Consider the following 17,318-nt stretch of genomic DNA (forward strand, 5'->3'; position numbering starts at 1 on the left):
ACACCATCATACTGCTCAGCAGCCCCAAGAACTGAAGATTTAACGGAATAGTTCATTATGTCGGCGACTCAAAATTACGGCACTGGCCGTCGCAAGACCGCAACCGCACGCGTTTTCCTGCGTCCGGGTACTGGTAACATCTCCATCAACAACCGTTCGCTGGATAATTTCTTCGGCCGCGAAACTGCCCGCATGGTAGTTCGTCAGCCGCTGGAATTGACTGAGACTGTCGAGAAGTTCGACATCTACGTCACCGTGATCGGCGGTGGTGTGAGTGGTCAAGCTGGCGCAATCCGCCACGGCATCACCCGCGCTCTGATGGACTACGACGAAACTCTGCGCAGCGCTCTGCGTAAAGCCGGCTTCGTAACCCGCGATGCACGTGAAGTTGAACGTAAGAAAGTTGGTCTGCGTAAAGCGCGTAAGCGTCCGCAGTACTCGAAGCGTTAATTCGCTTCCGCGTTCAAAAAGAACGCCCAGTTTCCTCGCGGAGCTGGGCGTTTTTTTGTGCGTGTTATTTTCTCAAAGAATTGCGCTGTGACAACTTGCCACATCGGCAGAGGCCCTATACTACAAGGCTTGGCAGTGGTGCCCCGGGGTAATTACCTTGTCAGAATTGGGGCTTTTCATTACCATTCGGCAAAATTTTTATAAGTACAGCGTTTTACTTAGTAGATGCCTGATTTAACAGGCCACAAAGCTGATGGGAGAGGACTGAATGAGCAATGACGGCGTGAATGCAGGCCGGCGTCGCTTCTTGGTAGCAGCCACATCCGTGGTGGGTGCTGCAGGAGCGGTGGGGGCTGCGGTCCCGTTCGTGGGGTCATGGTTTCCCAGTGCCAAGGCGAAAGCCGCAGGTGCACCGGTGAAAGTGAATGTCAGCAAAATCGAGCCAGGCCAGCAGATGATTGCTGAGTGGCGCGGCCAGCCGGTGTTCATCGTCCGCCGTACCGAGGAAATCCTGGGGAATCTGAAAAAGATCGAGGGCCAGCTCTCTGACCCGACCTCCAAGAACTCGACACAACCGACCTATGTCGACCCCGAAACGCGGTCGATCAAGCCTGAAGTTTTGCTGTTGATCGGCATCTGCACACACCTGGGTTGCTCGCCGACCTTCCGTCCCGAAGTCGCACCCGCCGACTTGGGCAAGGACTGGGTAGGTGGTTATTTCTGCCCTTGCCACGGCTCCCACTACGACCTGGCTGGCCGCGTCTACAAGTCGCAACCTGCGCCTTTGAACCTGCCAGTTCCCCCGCATTCCTATGAGACCGATGACATCATCGTCGTTGGCGTCGATACGGAGAAAGCGTGATGAGCAAGTTCATGGATTGGGTTGATGCGCGCTTTCCCGCGACCAAAATGTGGGAAGACCATCTCAGCAAGTACTACGCCCCGAAGAACTTCAACTTCTTCTATTTCTTTGGCTCCCTGGCGCTGCTCGTTCTGGTCAACCAGATCGTCACCGGTGTCTGGCTGACCATGAGCTACACCCCGTCGGCGGAAGAAGCCTTCGCTTCCGTCGAGTACATCATGCGCGACGTCGAGTACGGCTCGATCCTGCGCCTGCTGCACTCCACTGGCGCCTCGGCGTTCTTCATCGTGGTCTATCTGCACATGTTCCGTGGTCTGCTCTACGGTTCGTACCAGAAGCCGCGTGAATTGGTGTGGGTCTTCGGCATGCTGATCTACCTGGCGCTGATGGCCGAAGCCTTCATGGGTTACCTGCTGCCGTGGGGCCAGATGTCCTACTGGGGTGCCCAGGTGATCATCTCGCTGTTCGGTGCGATCCCGGTCATCGGTAACGACCTGACCCAGTGGATTCGTGGTGACTACCTGATTTCCGGTATCACCCTGAACCGCTTCTTCGCCTTGCATGTGGTGGCGTTGCCGATCGTCATTCTCGGTCTGGTGGTGCTGCACATTCTGGCGCTGCACGAAGTCGGTTCGAACAACCCTGACGGCGTGGATATCAAGAAGCACAAAGACGAGAACGGCATACCGCTGGACGGCATTGCCTTCCACCCGTACTACACCGTGAAAGATATCGTCGGCGTGGTGGTGTTCCTGTTCATCTTCTGCTTCATCGTGTTCTTCTTCCCGGAAATGGGTGGTTACTTCCTCGAGAAGCCGAACTTCGAGCCAGCCAACCCATTCAAGACGCCTGAGCACATCGCTCCGGTCTGGTACTTCACGCCGTACTACGCGATTCTGCGGGCGGTCCCGGACAAGCTCCTTGGTGTTATCGCCATGGGGGCGGCCATTGCGGTGCTGTTCGTCTTGCCATGGCTGGACCGCAGTCCGGTCAAGTCGATGCGCTACAAAGGCTGGATAAGCAAGATCTGGCTGGTGGTGTTCTGCATCTCGTTCGTGATTCTCGGCATTCTGGGTGTTCTGGCCCCGACGCCAGGCCGTACATTGCTGTCGCAGGTATGCACCTTCCTGTACTTCGCCTACTTCATTCTGATGCCGTTCTACACCAGGCTCGAGAAGACCAAACCGGTTCCGGAAAGGGTGACTGGCTGATGAAAAAACTATTTGCTGTATTGATGCTTGCGGCGCTGCCGGTGTTCGCATTCGCTGCTGGACAAGCTGGCCCGGAGCTGGAAAAAATCGACATCGACGTGTCCGACAAGGCTGCGATGCAGGATGGCGCGCGTACGTTCGCCAACTATTGCATGGGCTGCCACAGCGCCAAGTTCCAGCGTTACGAGCGTGTTGCCGATGACCTCGGCATTCCACATGAGTTGATGCTCGACAAGCTGGTGTTCACCGGTGCCAAGATCGGCGATCACATGAACATCGGCATGCAGCCGGCTGACGCCAAGAGCTGGTTCGGGGCGGCACCGCCTGACCTGACCCTGGTCGCTCGTGTGCGTGGCACCGATTGGCTCTACGGTTACCTCAAGTCGTTCTATGAAGATCCGTCGCGCCCATGGGGTGTGAACAACAAGGTCTTCCCGAACGTGGGCATGCCTAACGTGCTGGTCGGCCTGCAAGGTCGTCAGGTCGTCGGTTGCAAACAGGTTCAGATCGTCGAGGACGGTAAGAAGCAATATGATCCGCTGACCGGTACGCCGCTGACTCATGAAGCGTGCGATCAGCTGACCATCGTGCCGAAGAGTGGTGCCCTGACCGAAGAGCAGTTCGATGAGAAGGTCAAGAATCTGGTAACCTTCCTGGCTTACTCGGCTAACCCGGTTAAGCTGCAACATCAGCGCATCGGTACGTACGTATTGCTGTACCTGGCGTTCTTCTTCGTATTCGCTTACTTGCTCAAGCGCGAATACTGGAAAGATGTGCACTGATAAAGCTTTAAGCAATTGCTGTTAATCGCGCGCGCCCAAGGGCGCCTCTGAAGATGTAACGAGCCTGGTGAGCCAGGCGTTACGGGAGGCGCCCTCTGGGCGCGCTCGTTTTTCCGCTTCCGATCATTTCAACAAGCGAGGAGGATCGCCATGGGCGTGACCAATCGGTTGGCCTGTTACTCCGACCCCGCCGACCACTATTCCCACCGAGTGCGAATCGTACTGGCAGAGAAGGGTGTCAGCGCCGAGATCATTTACGTGGAGGCTGGTCGCCAGCCGCCTAAACTGATCGAAGTGAACCCTTACGGCAGCCTGCCGACGCTGGTCGATCGTGATCTGGCGTTGTGGGAGTCTACGGTGGTGATGGAATATCTGGATGAGCGTTACCCGCACCCGCCGCTGCTGCCGGTCTATCCGGTGGCACGTGCCAACAGTCGTTTGCTGATTCATCGTATTCAGCGTGACTGGTGTGGCCTGGTGGATCTGATCCTGGATTCGCGGACCAAGGAAGCCGCACGTGCTGTGGCACGCAAAGAACTGCGCGAGAGCCTGACAGGCGTGTCGCCGCTATTTGCCGATAAGCCATTTTTCCTCAGTGAGGAACAAAGCCTGGTGGATTGCTGCCTATTGCCAATACTCTGGCGATTGCCGATTCTAGGTATAGAACTGCCGCGGCCAGCCAAGCCGCTGCTTGATTACATGGAGCGCCAGTTTGCGCGTGAGGCTTTCCAGGCGAGTCTGTCTGGTGTCGAACGCGACATGCGCTAAGGCTTAAGGAGCCGATATGAACTCCAGTCGACCTTATCTGGTCCGCGCGCTCTACGAGTGGATTGTTGATAACGATTGCACCCCGCACATGCTGGTCAATTCCGAGTATCCCTCGGTGCAGGTGCCGCAAGGTTTTGCCAGTGATGGCCAGATCGTCCTGAACGTATCGCCACAGGCCGTGCGTCATTTGCACATGGACAACGAGGCGGTGAGCTTCGAAGGCCGCTTTGGTGGGGTGCCGCATACCCTGTACGTGCCTATCGCCTCGATCCTGGGCATCTACGCCCGGGAGAATGGCCAGGGCATGGTGTTCGATCTGGAGTCGCCCATGGAGGACGAGGAAGAGATCGAGCCGGATGATGATGTCCCACCTCCGGACAGCGAGCCGCCGCGGCCAAGCGGTCGACCGAGCTTGAAGGTAGTGAAATAAAAAAGGGCGATCCGCAAGGATCGCCCTTTTTATTTCTGTTGTAGGAGCCCGGCTTGCCGGCGAAGGCGTCTTCGAACATTGCGCTTGTCTTCCGGCCGCCTTCGCGGGCAAGCCGGGCTCCTACAGGGCGATGGCGATTTCAGAATCGCGATCGCCGAGGAGGGTCAGTCGATGTACTCAAACAGCTTCACAATCTTCTGCACCCCAGAAACCCCTTGCACCAGGCTCGTCGCCTGGGCGGCTTCCTGTTTGGTCAACAAGCCCAGCAGGTAAACGATGCCGTTCTCGGTGACAACCTTGATACGCGAGCCAGGGATGTTCGGGTCGGTGAGCATCTGGGTCTTGATCTTGGAGGTCAGCCAGGTGTCGTTCTGGCGGGCAAGGAAGCCGGAAGGTGGCAGAACTTGCAGTTCGTTGTGCACCGTCTTCACCCGCTGCACGGCAGCAGCGGCTTGTTCGGCCTTGGCCTTGAGGTCGGCGCGCGGGGTTTGCCCGGCGAGCAGTACTACGCCGTTGAAGCTGGTGACGACGATGTGCGAGTCGTTGTCCAGGGCCGGATCGGCCTTGGCGATGTTCACGCCGACCTTGGTGTCGATCAACGAATCGTCGATCTTGCTGCCGAAAGTGCGGGTGCCGCGGTCATCTTCAATCGGTGCTTCGCGGCTGGCATTAACCACCGAGGTGCAGCCGCTGATGCAGAGGCACAGGGTCAGGGCCAGTAGGCCGAGGCGATTAGGGGTCATTCTTCACTCCCGAACAGTTGGCTGTCGATCAAGTCGCAAAGGCAGTGGATCGCCAGCAGGTGGACTTCCTGGATACGTGCGGTGACGTTGGCCGGTACGCGAATCTCGACGTCCTCGGGCAAAAGCAGTGACGCCATGCCGCCGCCATCGCGACCGGTCAATGCTACGACAATCATTTCGCGATCATGTGCGGCCTGGATCGCTTGAATTATGTTTGCCGAGTTGCCGCTGGTGGAAATTGCCAGCAGTACATCGCCCGGCTGGCCGAGCGCACGGATCTGTTTGGAGAAGATTTCGTTGTAGCTGTAGTCGTTGGCGATCGACGTGATCGTCGAGCTGTCCGTGGTCAGCGCAATGGCTGGCAGGCTCGGACGTTCGCGCTCGAAGCGGTTGAGCAGCTCGGACGAAAAGTGCTGGGCGTCGCCAGCAGAGCCACCGTTGCCGCAGGAAAGCATCTTCCCCTCGTTGAGCAAGGCATTGACCATCACCTGGCTGGCTTGCTCGATGTGCGGTGCAAGTACTTCCATCGCCTGTTGCTTGGTGTCGATACTGGCCTGAAAAAGCTGGCGAATTCGCGATTGCATGTCCATCTGTGTGACCTTAATGAGCGCGGCTGTCCGGCACGTGAATGTGCAGCCCGCAAAGCAAAGAGCAAAAGTGTTGAGTGGTGGTATCCGGTTCGGGGCGTAGGCAATCAGCTGTCGAAGGCATTCTGCAACCAGTTCAACTGATCGAGGTCGCTGTCAATCGCAACCACGTCGAAGCGGCAAGGGGAGTTGGCCCAGCGCGACTCTCGCTGAAGAAAATACTGTGCGGCAAAAATCAGTTTTTGCCGTTTGCGCTCATCGATGCTATCGAGCGCGCCACCCCATTGAGTGTTTTTTCTGTAACGAACTTCAACGAATACTACTGTATCGCCCTCCAGCATGACCAGATCAAGCTCGCCGCGTTTACACAACCAGTTCTGCGCCAGTAGCTGCAGGCCGTGTTGCTGAAGATGCTCGAGCGCATGGCGCTCGGCATCTTTACCGCTTTGCTGGCGTGACCTTTGAGGCATCAGCGTGGGGTGTTCGGCAAGCGTTGAACCTGGCCATTGACGAACTCCGCCCATGGCAACTCACGCACCACTCGCTGGGTCTGGGTCATGCTCAGGCTGCCCGATTGACCTTCGATACGGCTATCCGGCAGGGCCTTGAGTTGCCCCAGGCGTGGCGCCAGGCGATAGGCGTCCACGCCCATGGCGTACAGGCGACCCAGGCTGCCGGCCGCTTGTGGCCATTGCGCGGTCACCTGGCGACGCAATGGGTCATTGGCGTCCAGCAACCATGGGGTTTCGCAAAAGCGCACGCCATTCATGTCGTTGTACTGGTTGACGTCGCCGCTGGCGCTGAAAACGTGGGACGTGGCGTAGACCGGAACGTCGCCTGCGTACTGGAAATTCAGGGTCGGCTTGATCTGCTGCGCCTGTTGTGGCGTTGCCGCGAGGAAAATGAACTCGATGTCCTGGCGACGCGACGGCTGGGCGGCGACCTGCGAGCCAACCGTGGTTTGCAGGCTCTTGGCGCGGCCTTCACTCTGGCGCAGCTGGAACATGTCGGCAATCTGCTGGGCCAGTTGTACCGGCTGGTCGACTCGCTCGGTGGCGACGATGCTGCCGCCATTGGCTTGCCAGTCCTGGCTGAACGCCTTGAGAACCCGGTCACCCCATTCTCCCTTGGGTACCATGATAGCGGCGCGATGCAGGCCGTCGGCGCGAGCACGGCGGGAGACTTCGCGGGCTTCGTCTTCAGCGGCCAGGCCAAACTGGAACAGCTGGGCCGGTCCTTGTGCGCCTTCGCTGTAGTTCAGTGCCAGGGTGGTGATCGGCAGCTGCGGGCGGGCGCTGAGCTGTTTGACCAGGGGTTTTTCCAGTGGGCCTACGACCAGTTGCACGCCATCGGCCTGGGCCTTGCGATAGAACTCGTCGAGCGAGGTCAGGCGCGAGCTGTCGTAGAACTCGATGGCTGGCGGTTTCTGCCCGGCTTGTTGCGCCTGGTAGTGGGCGGCCATGAAGCCTTCGCGCAATGCTTTACCGACCGATGCCAGCGGGCCGTCCTGCGGCAGGAGCAGGGCGATTTTGCTCAGGGGCTGGCTGGCCAGGTCCTTGAGGTTGGTCAGTGGCAGTGGCAGCTGTTTGGCGGCCGGGTGTTTCGGGTTCTGGGCGCGCCAGTTGTCGATTGCCGCCTGCTGCTGTTCGAGAGTGCCGGCAGATTTCACGGCCAGCGCCAATGCCATCCACCCACCAAGATCGTCGGTGGTGGTCGGTTGCAATTGGTCGGTGGGCAGCGAAGCGATCAGGACCCAGATCGCCTCGTGGTTCTTGCTGGCCGCTTCATCGCTGAGCATCGGCGCGATGAAGATGCGTTCCCGTGCGGCGGCGAGGGTCTGGCCATCGGCTTCAAGAGCGCGGGCGCGAACGGTGCCGGTGCGCACTTGCTGCTCCTCCGGCATTTCACCCAGGCGCTGCAGGCTTGGATGGCTCAAGGCGGTCAGCGCGGCTTTGGGCTGGTTGCGGGTCATGGCCAGTTCAGCCGCCAGGGTGTTGGCGAAGATCTGCTGGCCCGGCTTCAGTGTTTCCACGGGAACCTGTTGCAGGATCTGCGCGGACTGGCCGGCATTGCCCTGGCGATAGGCCAGGTCGGCTGCGCTCAGGCGCAGCAGCGCCGCGTCTTCCGGCGATTTGCTTTGGGCGGCCTTTTCGAGCAGTTGCTCGATGCTGGCATCCGGGGTCCGTGGAAGTTCGCCAAGGCTGGAGGAGGGCGAGCTGGCGCAAGCCGCCAGCAAGGCAGCGAGGCATAGGGCAGAGAACAGCCGCAGGCAAGCGATCATGTAGTGTTCCTGATACTCGATCAAATTAGCGTGGAATTGTACCCAAGCACTGGCCGGGGCGCGATGTCGGTGGTGCGAATCGACCAATTTAGCGGGTGTAAATGTTGCCGTGCGGCACAAAAGGCTGCAAAAACGGGTGCTGCTTGCCCATATCGCGAGCGTCGCTACGCGCTACAATGGCCGTTTTACCGATCATGAGGTGTGCGCTTTGACTGCTCCAGGTGCTTTGAATTCCGCTGCTGGCTCGCTCTATGTGGTGGCGACGCCCATCGGCAACCTGGACGATATCAGCGCCCGGGCGCTGAAGATTCTGCGTGAGGTCGCCTTGATTGCCGCCGAGGACACCCGTCATTCTCAGCGCCTGATGCAGCACTTCGGCATTCCCACCCCCCTGGCGGCCTGTCATGAGCACAACGAGCGGGATGAGGGTAGCCGCTTCATTACCCGCTTGCTTGCAGGTGACGATGTCGCGCTGATTTCCGACGCCGGCACGCCGCTGATTTCCGATCCGGGCTATCACCTGGTCCGTCAGGCGCGAGCAGCGGGCATCAATGTGGTGCCGGTGCCGGGGGCTTGCGCGTTGATTGCGGCCCTGTCGGCGGCGGGTTTGCCGTCGGACCGCTTCATCTTCGAAGGCTTCCTGCCGGCCAAGGCGGTGGGGCGGCGTGCGCGTCTGGAGCTCATCAAGGAAGAACCGCGCACACTGATTTTCTATGAGGCGCCGCATCGTATCCTCGAATGCCTGCAGGACATGGAGCAGGTGTTCGGCGCCGAGCGCCCGGCATTGCTGGCGCGGGAGCTGACCAAGACGTTCGAAACGCTCAAGGGCTTGCCGCTCGCCCAGTTGCGCGAGTTCGTCGAGTCGGACAGTAACCAGCAGCGTGGCGAGTGTGTGGTGTTGGTGGCGGGGTGGACCGCTCCCGAGGAGGAAGGCGCTGTCAGCAGTGAAGCGATGCGCATCCTCGATCTGTTGCTCGAAGAGATGCCGCTCAAGCGTGCCGCGTCGTTGGCCGCGCAAATTACCGGCGAACGCAAGAATGTTCTCTATCAGGTTGCGCTGGATAAACAGAAAGGCGAGTAAAAAACCCGACGCGCTGGTGTGGCTGGAGGCGTTTATCACTTGTTCTTCGGCCGCTCTGCCGTTAACCTTCGCAGCGGAGAGTCGATCGGACAGTCGCTGCCCTCTATGAAAATTAGGGGGGGGAGGAAAGTCCGGGCTCCATAGGGCGAAGTGCCAGGTAATGCCTGGGAGGCGTGAGCCTACGGAAAGTGCCACAGAAAATAACCGCCTAAGCGCTTCGGCGCCGGTAAGGGTGAAAAGGTGCGGTAAGAGCGCACCGCACGTCTGGCAACAGTTCGTGGCTAGGTAAACCCCACTTGGAGCAAGACCAAATAGGGTCCCAAGGCGTGGCCCGCGCTGGGACCGGGTAGGTTGCTAAAGGTGTCCAGTGATGGCCATCGTAGACGAATGACTGTTCAAGACAGAACCCGGCTTACAGATCGACTCTCCACCTTTTTTCTCCCCTCTGCTTAAATCATTGAGCAGGGGTTCGATGGTGGCAATTTCCCTCCTTTCTCAAACGTCCTCATTATCACTTTCGTAATATCAAAAAAATCTTACTCTTAATAAATCACTTTAACTTCTGAACGCAGCCTCCCGTGCTGATTCAAGTTGTTGGGCAGTTTCATCCGCCTGATCCTGCTTGTTCCCCTCTATATGCTCCTAAATCTCAGTTCTGTAAGGGTTTTCCTTTGATCCGCGCCTTGACGGTGCAGTGGGCGCATTCCTATAGTGTGCGCAAGTGGCGGAAAGTGGCATGAAGTGGGTTTTTTGAGCTAAAAACGCTAGAATTTGGAGAAACGCTGACGTGTTTCGCGGAGCCAACGCTATCAGTCTCGATGCAAAGGGCCGTCTCGCCATGCCGAGCCGGTACCGTGACGAGCTGGTTTCGCGCAGTTCCGGTCAGTTAATCGTCACGATTGATGCCGTTGATCCGTGTTTGTGTGTTTACCCCCTCGATGAGTGGGAAATTATTGAAACAAAACTGCGCGCACTGCCTTCGCTTCACGAAGCGAACCGCCGTCTGCAACGTTTATTGATTGGTAATGCCGTCGACCTCGAGCTCGATGGCAGTGGTCGTTTTCTGGTTCCGCCGCGTCTTCGTGAATATGCCAAGTTGGATAAGCGCGCGATGCTGGTAGGCCAACTCAACAAGTTCCAATTGTGGGACGAGGATGCCTGGGATGCGGTTGCTGCCGCTGACCTGGCTGCTATTCAAGAACCGGGCGCGATGCCTGACGAACTGCGTGAATTGATACTGTGACTATAGATAGCGGCTTTAACCACATCACCGTACTGCTTGACGAAGCCGTCGAGGCTCTCGCCGTACGTCCTGATGGCTGCTATCTGGACGGCACGTTCGGACGCGGCGGACACAGCCGGTTGATCCTCAGTCGGCTCGGTCCCGATGGTCGGTTGCTCGGGTTCGACAAAGACCCTCAAGCGATTGCCACCGGGCAGACGCTAGCGGCCGAAGACGGCCGCTTTGTCGTTGTGCAGCGCAGCTTTGCCGAGCTGGGTGCGGAAGTTGCCGCGCGCGGCATGAACGGCAAGGTCAGCGGTGTGTTGCTGGATCTTGGCGTTTCTTCGCCACAGCTGGATGATCCGGAGCGCGGTTTCAGTTTCCTCAACGATGGTCCGCTGGACATGCGCATGGACCCGTCCCGCGGGATCAGCGCTGCCGAATTCGTCAACACCGCGCCCGTGGAAGAAATCGCCCGGGTGTTCAAGGAATACGGCGAAGAGCGTTTTTCCGGGCGCATGGCCCGTGCCGTGGCCGAACGTCGCGATATCAAGCCGTTCGAACGCACCGCCGATCTGGCTGAAGTCCTGAAGGTCGCGAATCCGGCCTGGGAAAAGGGCAAGAACCCGGCAACCCGTGCATTCCAGGGCCTGCGCATTCACGTCAACAACGAGTTGGGCGATCTGGAAGCCGGCCTCGAAGCGGCGCTGGAGAGCCTCGAAGTGGGCGGTCGCCTGGTGGTCATCAGCTTCCATTCGCTGGAAGATCGCATCGTCAAGCTGTTCATGCGCAAGCTGGTCAAAGGCGAAGCCGACAACCTGCCACGCAACCTGCCGGTTCGGCACGTCGCTTTCGAACCGAAAATCAAAATCCACGGCAAAGCGCAGACGGCCTCCGACGCCGAGCTCAAGGCCAACCCACGTTCCCGTAGTGCTGTCATGCGTGTGGCGGAGAAGCTGCGGTGAGCAAGCTTTTCGCCAAGCCACTGCCCGGCGGAAGCTTTTTCATGCTGCTGTTGTTCGTTGGCGTGCTCGTGTCGGCCATTGGCGTGTCCTACAGCGCACACTGGAACCGCCAGTTGCTGAACGCGCTGTACAACGAGTTGAGCGTGCGCGACAAGGCGCAGGCCGAATGGGGTCGCCTGATTCTTGAGCAAAGCACCTGGACCGCCCATAGCCGTATCGAAGTGCTGGCCACCGAACAGCTGAAAATGCGCATTCCCGGCGCCGCCGAAGTGCAGATGGTGGCGCCATGATGAAACTCGAAGGCGCTCTTTTTCCATGGCGCTTCCGCCTGGTGCTGGGCCTGCTTGGCGTCATGGTGGCAGCGATCGCCTGGCGCATCATTGATCTGCAAGTGGTCGACCGTGCCTTCCTTAAAGGCCAGGGCGATGCGCGCAGCGTTCGGCATATTCCGATTCCGGCGCACCGTGGTCTGATCACCGACCGTAATGGCGAGCCTTTGGCCGTCAGTACCCCGGTCACCACCCTGTGGGCCAATGCCAAGGAAATGCAACTGGCCAAGGAAAAGTGGCCCGCACTGGCTGCCGCGCTGGGACAAGACCCAAAAGCCCTGGCCGAGCGCCTTGAGGCACAAGCCAACAAGGAATTCATTTATCTGGTGCGCGGGCTGACGCCTGAACAAGGTCAGGCCGTACTCGACCTGAAAGTGCCGGGTGTCTACGGGATCGAAGAGTTCCGCCGTTTCTACCCGGCCGGTGAGGTCACGGCCCATATGGTCGGCTTTACCGACATCGATGACCACGGCCGAGAAGGCGTCGAGCTGGCCTACGATGAATGGCTGGCCGGGGTCCCCGGCAAACGACAAGTGATCAAGGACCGGCGCGGCCGGTTGATCAAGGATGTCCAGGTCACCAAAAACGCCAAGGCCGGAAAGCCCTTGGCGTTGTCCATTGACCTGCGCCTGCAGTATCTGGCCAACCGCGAATTGCGCAATGCGATCATCGAGAACGGCGCCAAGGCTGGCAGTCTGGTAATCATGGATGTGAAGACCGGTGAAATCCTCGCCATGGTCAACCAGCCGACCTACAACCCGAACAACCGTCGCAACCTGCAACCGGCGATGATGCGTAACCGAGCGATGATCGACGTGTTCGAGCCGGGTTCGACCATGAAGGCGATCTCCATGAGCGCCGCCATCGAAACCGGGCGCTGGAAACCGAGCGACACGGTCGAGGTATATCCGGGCTCGTTGCAGATCGGCAAGTACACCATCAAGGACGTATCCAAGAGTGAAGGTCCGGTGCTCGACCTGGCCGGCATCCTGATCAATTCCAGTAACGTCGGCATGAGCAAGATCGCGTTCGATATCGGTGGCGAAACGATTTTCCGGCTCGCACAGAAACTCGGTCTTGGCCAGGATACTGGCCTGGGCTTCCCGGGCGAGCGTGTCGGCAACCTGCCGAACTACCGCGAATGGCGCAAGGCTGAAACCGCCACCCTGTCCTATGGCTACGGTGTTTCGGTGACGGCGATCCAGCTGGTTCACGCCTTCTCGGCGCTGGCCAACAACGGTCGCCTGGCGCCACTGACACTGATCAAAACCGACAAAGCTCCGCAGACCACCCAGGTGCTGCCGGAAGCGGTCGCGAAAACCATGCAAGGCATGCTGCAGCAAGTGATCGAAGCGCCGCGCGGCGTATTCCGTGCGCAGGTGCCGGCCTATCACGTGGGCGGCAAGTCGGGTACCGCGCGTAAAACCTCGGTCGGTACCAAAGGCTACGCCGAGAACTCCTACCGCTCGCTGTTCGCCGGTTTCGGCCCGATGAGCGATCCGCGTTACGCCATCGTGGTGGTTATCGACGAACCAACCAAGGCCGGTTACTTCGGTGGCCTGGTCTCTGCGCCGGTGTTCAGCCGCGTGATGTCCGGCACCCTGCGTCTGATGAACATCACCCCGGACAACCTGCCACCTACCCAACAAGCGAACGCAACGCCGGTCGTTCCACCGAAAGCCAATGGAGGGCGCGGCTGATGTCCATGAGCCTGAACAAGATTTTCCCCCACGCCGGCCACGATCTGTTGATCCGTGAATTGGCGCTGGACAGTCGCAACGTACGCGCCGGTGACTTGTTCCTCGCGGTGCCGGGCGGCAGATTCGATGGCCGTGCGCACATCGGCGATGCGCTTGCGCGCGGCGCATCGGCCGTGGCTTATGAAGTGGAAGGCGCCACGGTGCTGCCGATCACTGATGTGCCGTTGATTCCGGTCAAGGGGCTGGCGGCGCAGCTGTCGGATATCGCCGGGCGCTTTTATGGCGAGCCGAGCCATCACCTTAAACTGGTGGGTGTGACCGGCACCAACGGCAAGACCAGCGTGACCCAGCTGGTGGCCCAGGCGCTGGATCTGCTGGGCCAGCATTGCGGCATTGTCGGCACCCTCGGCAGCGGTTTTCATGGCGCGCTGGAAAGCGGCCTGCACACCACGCCCAACCCGATTGCGGTGCAAGCGACCTTGGGCGACCTGAAAAAGGCCGGGGCCAAGGCGGTTGCCATGGAAGTCTCATCCCATGGTCTGGACCAGGGCCGGGTCACCGCGCTGGCATTCGATGTGGCCGTGATGACCAACCTGTCCCGCGACCACCTGGACTACCACGGCTCCATGCAGGCCTATGGCGAAGCCAAGGCCAGGCTGTTTGCCTGGAACGACCTGAAATGCCGGGTGATCAACCTCGACGACGAGTTTGGCCGGCAACTGGCCGCCGACAAACGCGAATCGCGGCTGATCACCTACAGCCTGCTCGACAGCAGCGCTTACCTCTATTGCCGCCAGGCACAATTCGACGACGAAGGCGTGCGCGCCACGCTGGTCACGCCCCAGGGCGAACACCACCTGCGCAGCACGTTGCTGGGTCGTTTCAACCTGAGCAATGTCTTGGCGGCGATTGGTGCCTTGCTCGGTCTGGATTACGCCCTGGATGAAATTCTCAAGGTGCTGCCGAAGCTCGAAGGCCCGGCCGGACGCATGCAGCGCCTGGGTGGCGGTACCCAGCCGTTGGTGGTGGTCGATTACGCCCACACCCCGGATGCCCTGGAAAAAGTCCTGACGGCCCTGCGCCCTCACGTCAAAGGCCGGCTGCTGTGCCTGTTCGGCTGTGGCGGCGACCGCGATCGCGGCAAGCGTCCGCTGATGGCCGAAGTGGTCGAGCGTCTGGCCGATGGCGTACTGGTCACCGACGACAACCCGCGCACCGAAGACCCGTCGGTGATTTTCGACGACATCCGTGCCGGCTTCACCGCTGTGGATAAAGTGACCTTCGTTGCCGGTCGTGGCCAGGCGATTGCCCAGTTGATCGCCGGTGCGTCGGCGGATGACGTGATTGTCCTGGCCGGTAAAGGTCATGAGGACTATCAGGAAATCAATGGCGAGCGCCATGCCTTTTCCGATCTGGTCGAGGCCGATCATGCCTTGACCGCGTGGGAGGTGGCCCATGCTTAAGGCCTTGAAACTGAGTGAATTGACTGGCGCACTGAACGGGCGGTTGATCGCCGCTGATGCGAGCTTCGACGGCGTCAGCATCGACAGCCGTGCAATCAAGCCGGGCCAGCTGTTCATTGCCTTGGCCGGTCCGCGCTTTGATGGCCATGACTACCTCAATGAAGTCGCGGCCAAAGGCGCCGTGGCAGCCCTGGTCGAGCGCGAAGTCGCCGACAGCACGCTGCCGCAATTGCTGGTGAGCGATACCCGTCAGGCGTTGGGGCAACTGGGCGCGCTGAATCGCGCGGCGTTCACCCAGCCAGTCGCTGCCATCACCGGCTCCAGCGGCAAGACCACGGTCAAGGAAATGCTCGCGAGCATCCTGCGCACTCGCGGGCCGGTGTTGGCCACCCGTGGCAACCTGAACAACGATCTTGGCGCGCCTTTGACCCTGCTCGAACTGGCACCGGAACACACTGCCGCCGTGATCGAGCTCGGTGCTTCGCGCCTGGGTGAAATTGCCTACACTGTTGGCCTGACCAAGCCCCATGTGGCCATTCTGAATAATGCCGGGACCGCCCATGTCGGCGAGTTTGGCGGGCCGGAAAAAATCGTCGAGGCCAAGGGCGAGATCATTGATGGGCTGGCGGCCGATGGCGTCGCCGTTCTCAATCTGGACGACAAGGCTTTTGGCATCTGGAAGACCCGAGCTGGCGAGCGCAAGGTGCTGACATTCGCCCTGAGTAATGTCAGTGCTGATTTCTACGCCAGTGATCTGGACCGCGACGCTCGCGGTTGCCCTGCATTCAACCTGCACACGCCTGAAGGTGTGGAGCGCGTTCAATTGAACCTGCTCGGCACCCATAACGTCGCCAATGCCATGGCCGCCGCAGCTGCCGCCCATGCCCTGGGTGTGTCGCTGTTTGGCATCGCCACCGGCCTCGGTGCGGTGCAACCGGTCAAGGGTCGCACGGTCGCGCAACTGGCCAGCAACGGCATGCGCGTGATCGATGACACTTATAACGCGAACCCCACCTCCATGTGCGCTGCCGTTGATATACTGGCCGGCTTTTCCGGTCGCACCGTTCTGGTGCTCGGGGATATCGGCGAGCTGGGCGATTGGGCGGAGCAGGGGCACCGCGACGTGGGCGAATACGCCCGTGGCAAGGTTTCTGCGTTGTACGCCGTTGGGCCAATGATGATTCACGCCGTCAACGCCTTCGGATCCCAAGCCTTTCACTTCAGCACGCAGGCTGAACTGATCAAGGCCCTGGGGGCCGAGCAAGACACAAACACCACCATTTTGATCAAGGGTTCGCGCAGCGCTGCGATGGAAAACATCGTTGCCGCTTTGTGCGGTGCCAGTCTGGAGAAACATTAATGCTGCTGCTGCTAGCGGAGTATCTGCAACAGTTCTACAAAGGCTTCGCGGTCTTCCAGTACCTGACCCTGCGCGGGATTCTCGGTGTACTGACCGCGTTGGTTTTGTCGCTGTGCTATGGCCCGTGGATGATCCGCACCCTGCAGAACCGTCAGATCGGCCAGTCCGTTCGCAACGACGGCCCGCAATCGCACCTGTCCAAGTCCGGCACCCCGACCATGGGCGGCGCGCTGATTCTGTCCTCCATCGGCGTCAGCACCCTGTTGTGGGCTGACCTGACCAACCGTTATGTCTGGGTCGTCCTGTTGGTGACCCTGTTGTTCGGTGCCATCGGCTGGGTCGACGACTACCGCAAGGTGATCGAGAAGAACTCCCGTGGCTTGCCGAGCCGCTGGAAATACTTCTGGCAGTCGGTGTTCGGCCTGGGTGCGGCGATCTTCCTCTATATGACTGCCGCCACCCCGGTGGAAACCACGCTGATCCTGCCGATGCTCAAGGATTACAGCATTCCGTTGGGCGCAGGTTTCATCGTCCTGACCTATTTCGTGATCGTAGGCTCGAGCAACGCGGTCAACCTGACCGACGGCCTCGACGGCCTGGCAATCATGCCGACCGTGATGGTCGGCGGTGGCCTGGGGATCTTCTGCTACCTGTCGGGTAACGTGAAATTCGCCGAATACCTGCTGATCCCTTATGTACCGGGCGCGGGTGAGCTGATCGTGTTCTGCGGTGCGTTGATCGGCGCTGGCCTGGGGTTCCTGTGGTTCAACACCTACCCGGCACAAGTCTTCATGGGTGACGTCGGCGCGCTGGCGCTGGGCGCGGCCCTGGGCACCATCGCGGTGATCGTCCGCCAGGAAATCGTCCTGTTCATCATGGGCGGCGTGTTCGTGATGGAAACCCTGTCAGTCGTCATTCAGGTTGCTTCCTTTAAGCTGACCGGTCGCCGTGTGTTCCGCATGGCACCGATTCACCACCACTTTGAACTCAAGGGCTGGCCCGAGCCACGCGTGATTGTCCGTTTCTGGATCATCACCGTGATTCTCGTGCTGATCGGCCTTGCCACCCTGAAACTGAGGTAGAA

18 protein-coding genes and 1 other RNA gene are annotated in these 17,318 nt (G+C 59.8%); 15 read left to right on the forward strand and 4 right to left on the reverse strand.

The window, feature by feature from the left end:
• The first annotated feature begins 57 nt into the window (after window positions 1-57).
• The 6 genes from rpsI (at window position 58) to ACIO0C_RS26330 (ending at window position 4,503) form a co-directional block, all read left to right on the forward strand.
• Window positions 58-450: a 30S ribosomal protein S9 gene (rpsI, locus tag ACIO0C_RS26305; protein WP_003228056.1), complete on the forward strand. Its 393-nt coding sequence runs from the start codon at window positions 58-60 to the stop codon at window positions 448-450.
• A gap of 268 nt (window positions 451-718) precedes the next feature.
• Window positions 719-1,312: a ubiquinol-cytochrome c reductase iron-sulfur subunit gene (petA, locus tag ACIO0C_RS26310; protein ID WP_008060255.1), complete on the forward strand. Its 594-nt coding sequence runs from the start codon at window positions 719-721 to the stop codon at window positions 1,310-1,312.
• A complete protein-coding gene (locus tag ACIO0C_RS26315) occupies window positions 1,312-2,523 on the forward strand; it encodes a cytochrome bc complex cytochrome b subunit (RefSeq protein ID WP_401316560.1) in 1,212 nt (403 codons plus the stop codon). Before petA ends, ACIO0C_RS26315 begins: the two co-directional genes overlap by 1 nt.
• On the forward strand, window positions 2,523-3,305 hold the full coding sequence (locus ACIO0C_RS26320) for a cytochrome c1 (RefSeq protein WP_401316563.1): 783 nt from the start codon (window positions 2,523-2,525) through the stop codon (window positions 3,303-3,305). Before ACIO0C_RS26315 ends, ACIO0C_RS26320 begins: the two co-directional genes overlap by 1 nt.
• A 150-nt stretch (window positions 3,306-3,455) precedes the next feature.
• On the forward strand, window positions 3,456-4,073 hold the full coding sequence (locus ACIO0C_RS26325) for a glutathione S-transferase N-terminal domain-containing protein (protein WP_007972581.1): 618 nt from the start codon (window positions 3,456-3,458) through the stop codon (window positions 4,071-4,073).
• Window positions 4,074-4,089: 16 nt separating this feature from the next.
• Complete coding sequence (locus ACIO0C_RS26330; RefSeq protein ID WP_401316566.1) at window positions 4,090-4,503, forward strand: ClpXP protease specificity-enhancing factor; 414 nt, start codon at window positions 4,090-4,092, stop codon at window positions 4,501-4,503.
• A gap of 164 nt (window positions 4,504-4,667) precedes the next feature.
• Here the strand turns inward: ACIO0C_RS26330 and ACIO0C_RS26335 are convergent, their stop codons facing one another.
• The 4 genes from ACIO0C_RS26335 to ACIO0C_RS26350 form a co-directional block, all read right to left on the reverse strand.
• A complete protein-coding gene (locus tag ACIO0C_RS26335) occupies window positions 4,668-5,246 on the reverse strand; it encodes a BON domain-containing protein (RefSeq protein ID WP_401316569.1) in 579 nt (192 codons plus the stop codon).
• Window positions 5,243-5,836 carry a phosphoheptose isomerase gene (locus tag ACIO0C_RS26340; RefSeq protein ID WP_007972584.1) on the reverse strand — a complete coding sequence of 198 codons (594 nt, stop codon included), beginning with the start codon at window positions 5,834-5,836 and terminating at the stop codon, window positions 5,243-5,245. The genes ACIO0C_RS26335 and ACIO0C_RS26340 overlap by 4 nt, the downstream gene beginning before the upstream one ends.
• Before the next feature lie 104 nt (window positions 5,837-5,940).
• Window positions 5,941-6,303, reverse strand: a complete 363-nt coding sequence (locus ACIO0C_RS26345; RefSeq protein WP_401316663.1) for a YraN family protein — start codon at window positions 6,301-6,303, stop codon at window positions 5,941-5,943.
• Window positions 6,303-8,114 carry a penicillin-binding protein activator gene (locus ACIO0C_RS26350; protein ID WP_401316573.1) on the reverse strand — a complete coding sequence of 604 codons (1,812 nt, stop codon included), beginning with the start codon at window positions 8,112-8,114 and terminating at the stop codon, window positions 6,303-6,305. Before ACIO0C_RS26350 ends, ACIO0C_RS26345 begins: the two co-directional genes overlap by 1 nt.
• 208 nt (window positions 8,115-8,322) lie before the next feature.
• Here ACIO0C_RS26350 and rsmI point away from each other — a divergent pair, with 208 nt between their 5' ends.
• From rsmI to mraY, 9 genes are all read left to right on the forward strand, one after another.
• Window positions 8,323-9,195, forward strand: a complete 873-nt coding sequence (rsmI, locus tag ACIO0C_RS26355; RefSeq protein ID WP_401316576.1) for a 16S rRNA (cytidine(1402)-2'-O)-methyltransferase — start codon at window positions 8,323-8,325, stop codon at window positions 9,193-9,195.
• A 77-nt stretch (window positions 9,196-9,272) separates the two neighbouring features.
• An RNA gene (gene rnpB, locus ACIO0C_RS26360) (RNase P RNA component class A) lies at window positions 9,273-9,626 on the forward strand.
• A gap of 356 nt (window positions 9,627-9,982) precedes the next feature.
• On the forward strand, window positions 9,983-10,438 hold the full coding sequence (gene mraZ, locus ACIO0C_RS26365; RefSeq protein WP_033040298.1) for a division/cell wall cluster transcriptional repressor MraZ: 456 nt from the start codon (window positions 9,983-9,985) through the stop codon (window positions 10,436-10,438).
• A complete protein-coding gene (gene rsmH / locus ACIO0C_RS26370) occupies window positions 10,435-11,382 on the forward strand; it encodes a 16S rRNA (cytosine(1402)-N(4))-methyltransferase RsmH (RefSeq protein WP_008060265.1) in 948 nt (315 codons plus the stop codon). Before mraZ ends, rsmH begins: the two co-directional genes overlap by 4 nt.
• Entirely contained in the window at window positions 11,379-11,672 is a 294-nt protein-coding gene (gene ftsL, locus ACIO0C_RS26375) for a cell division protein FtsL (protein WP_008060267.1), read from the forward strand. The genes rsmH and ftsL overlap by 4 nt, the downstream gene beginning before the upstream one ends.
• Complete coding sequence (locus tag ACIO0C_RS26380) at window positions 11,672-13,411, forward strand: peptidoglycan D,D-transpeptidase FtsI family protein (protein ID WP_401316666.1); 1,740 nt, start codon at window positions 11,672-11,674, stop codon at window positions 13,409-13,411. The genes ftsL and ACIO0C_RS26380 overlap by 1 nt, the downstream gene beginning before the upstream one ends.
• Entirely contained in the window at window positions 13,411-14,874 is a 1,464-nt protein-coding gene (locus ACIO0C_RS26385; protein WP_401316580.1) for a UDP-N-acetylmuramoyl-L-alanyl-D-glutamate--2,6-diaminopimelate ligase, read from the forward strand. The genes ACIO0C_RS26380 and ACIO0C_RS26385 overlap by 1 nt, the downstream gene beginning before the upstream one ends.
• Window positions 14,867-16,234: a UDP-N-acetylmuramoyl-tripeptide--D-alanyl-D-alanine ligase gene (murF, locus tag ACIO0C_RS26390; protein ID WP_401316583.1), complete on the forward strand. Its 1,368-nt coding sequence runs from the start codon at window positions 14,867-14,869 to the stop codon at window positions 16,232-16,234. Before ACIO0C_RS26385 ends, murF begins: the two co-directional genes overlap by 8 nt.
• Window positions 16,234-17,316 (forward strand): phospho-N-acetylmuramoyl-pentapeptide-transferase, encoded by a 1,083-nt coding sequence (gene mraY / locus ACIO0C_RS26395; RefSeq protein WP_008016698.1) that lies wholly within the window; start codon window positions 16,234-16,236, stop codon window positions 17,314-17,316. The genes murF and mraY overlap by 1 nt, the downstream gene beginning before the upstream one ends.
• The last annotated feature ends 2 nt before the right edge of the window (window positions 17,317-17,318 follow it).

Source organism: Pseudomonas sp. NPDC087336, from assembly GCF_044744285.1.
Taxonomy (GTDB): domain Bacteria; phylum Pseudomonadota; class Gammaproteobacteria; order Pseudomonadales; family Pseudomonadaceae; genus Aquipseudomonas.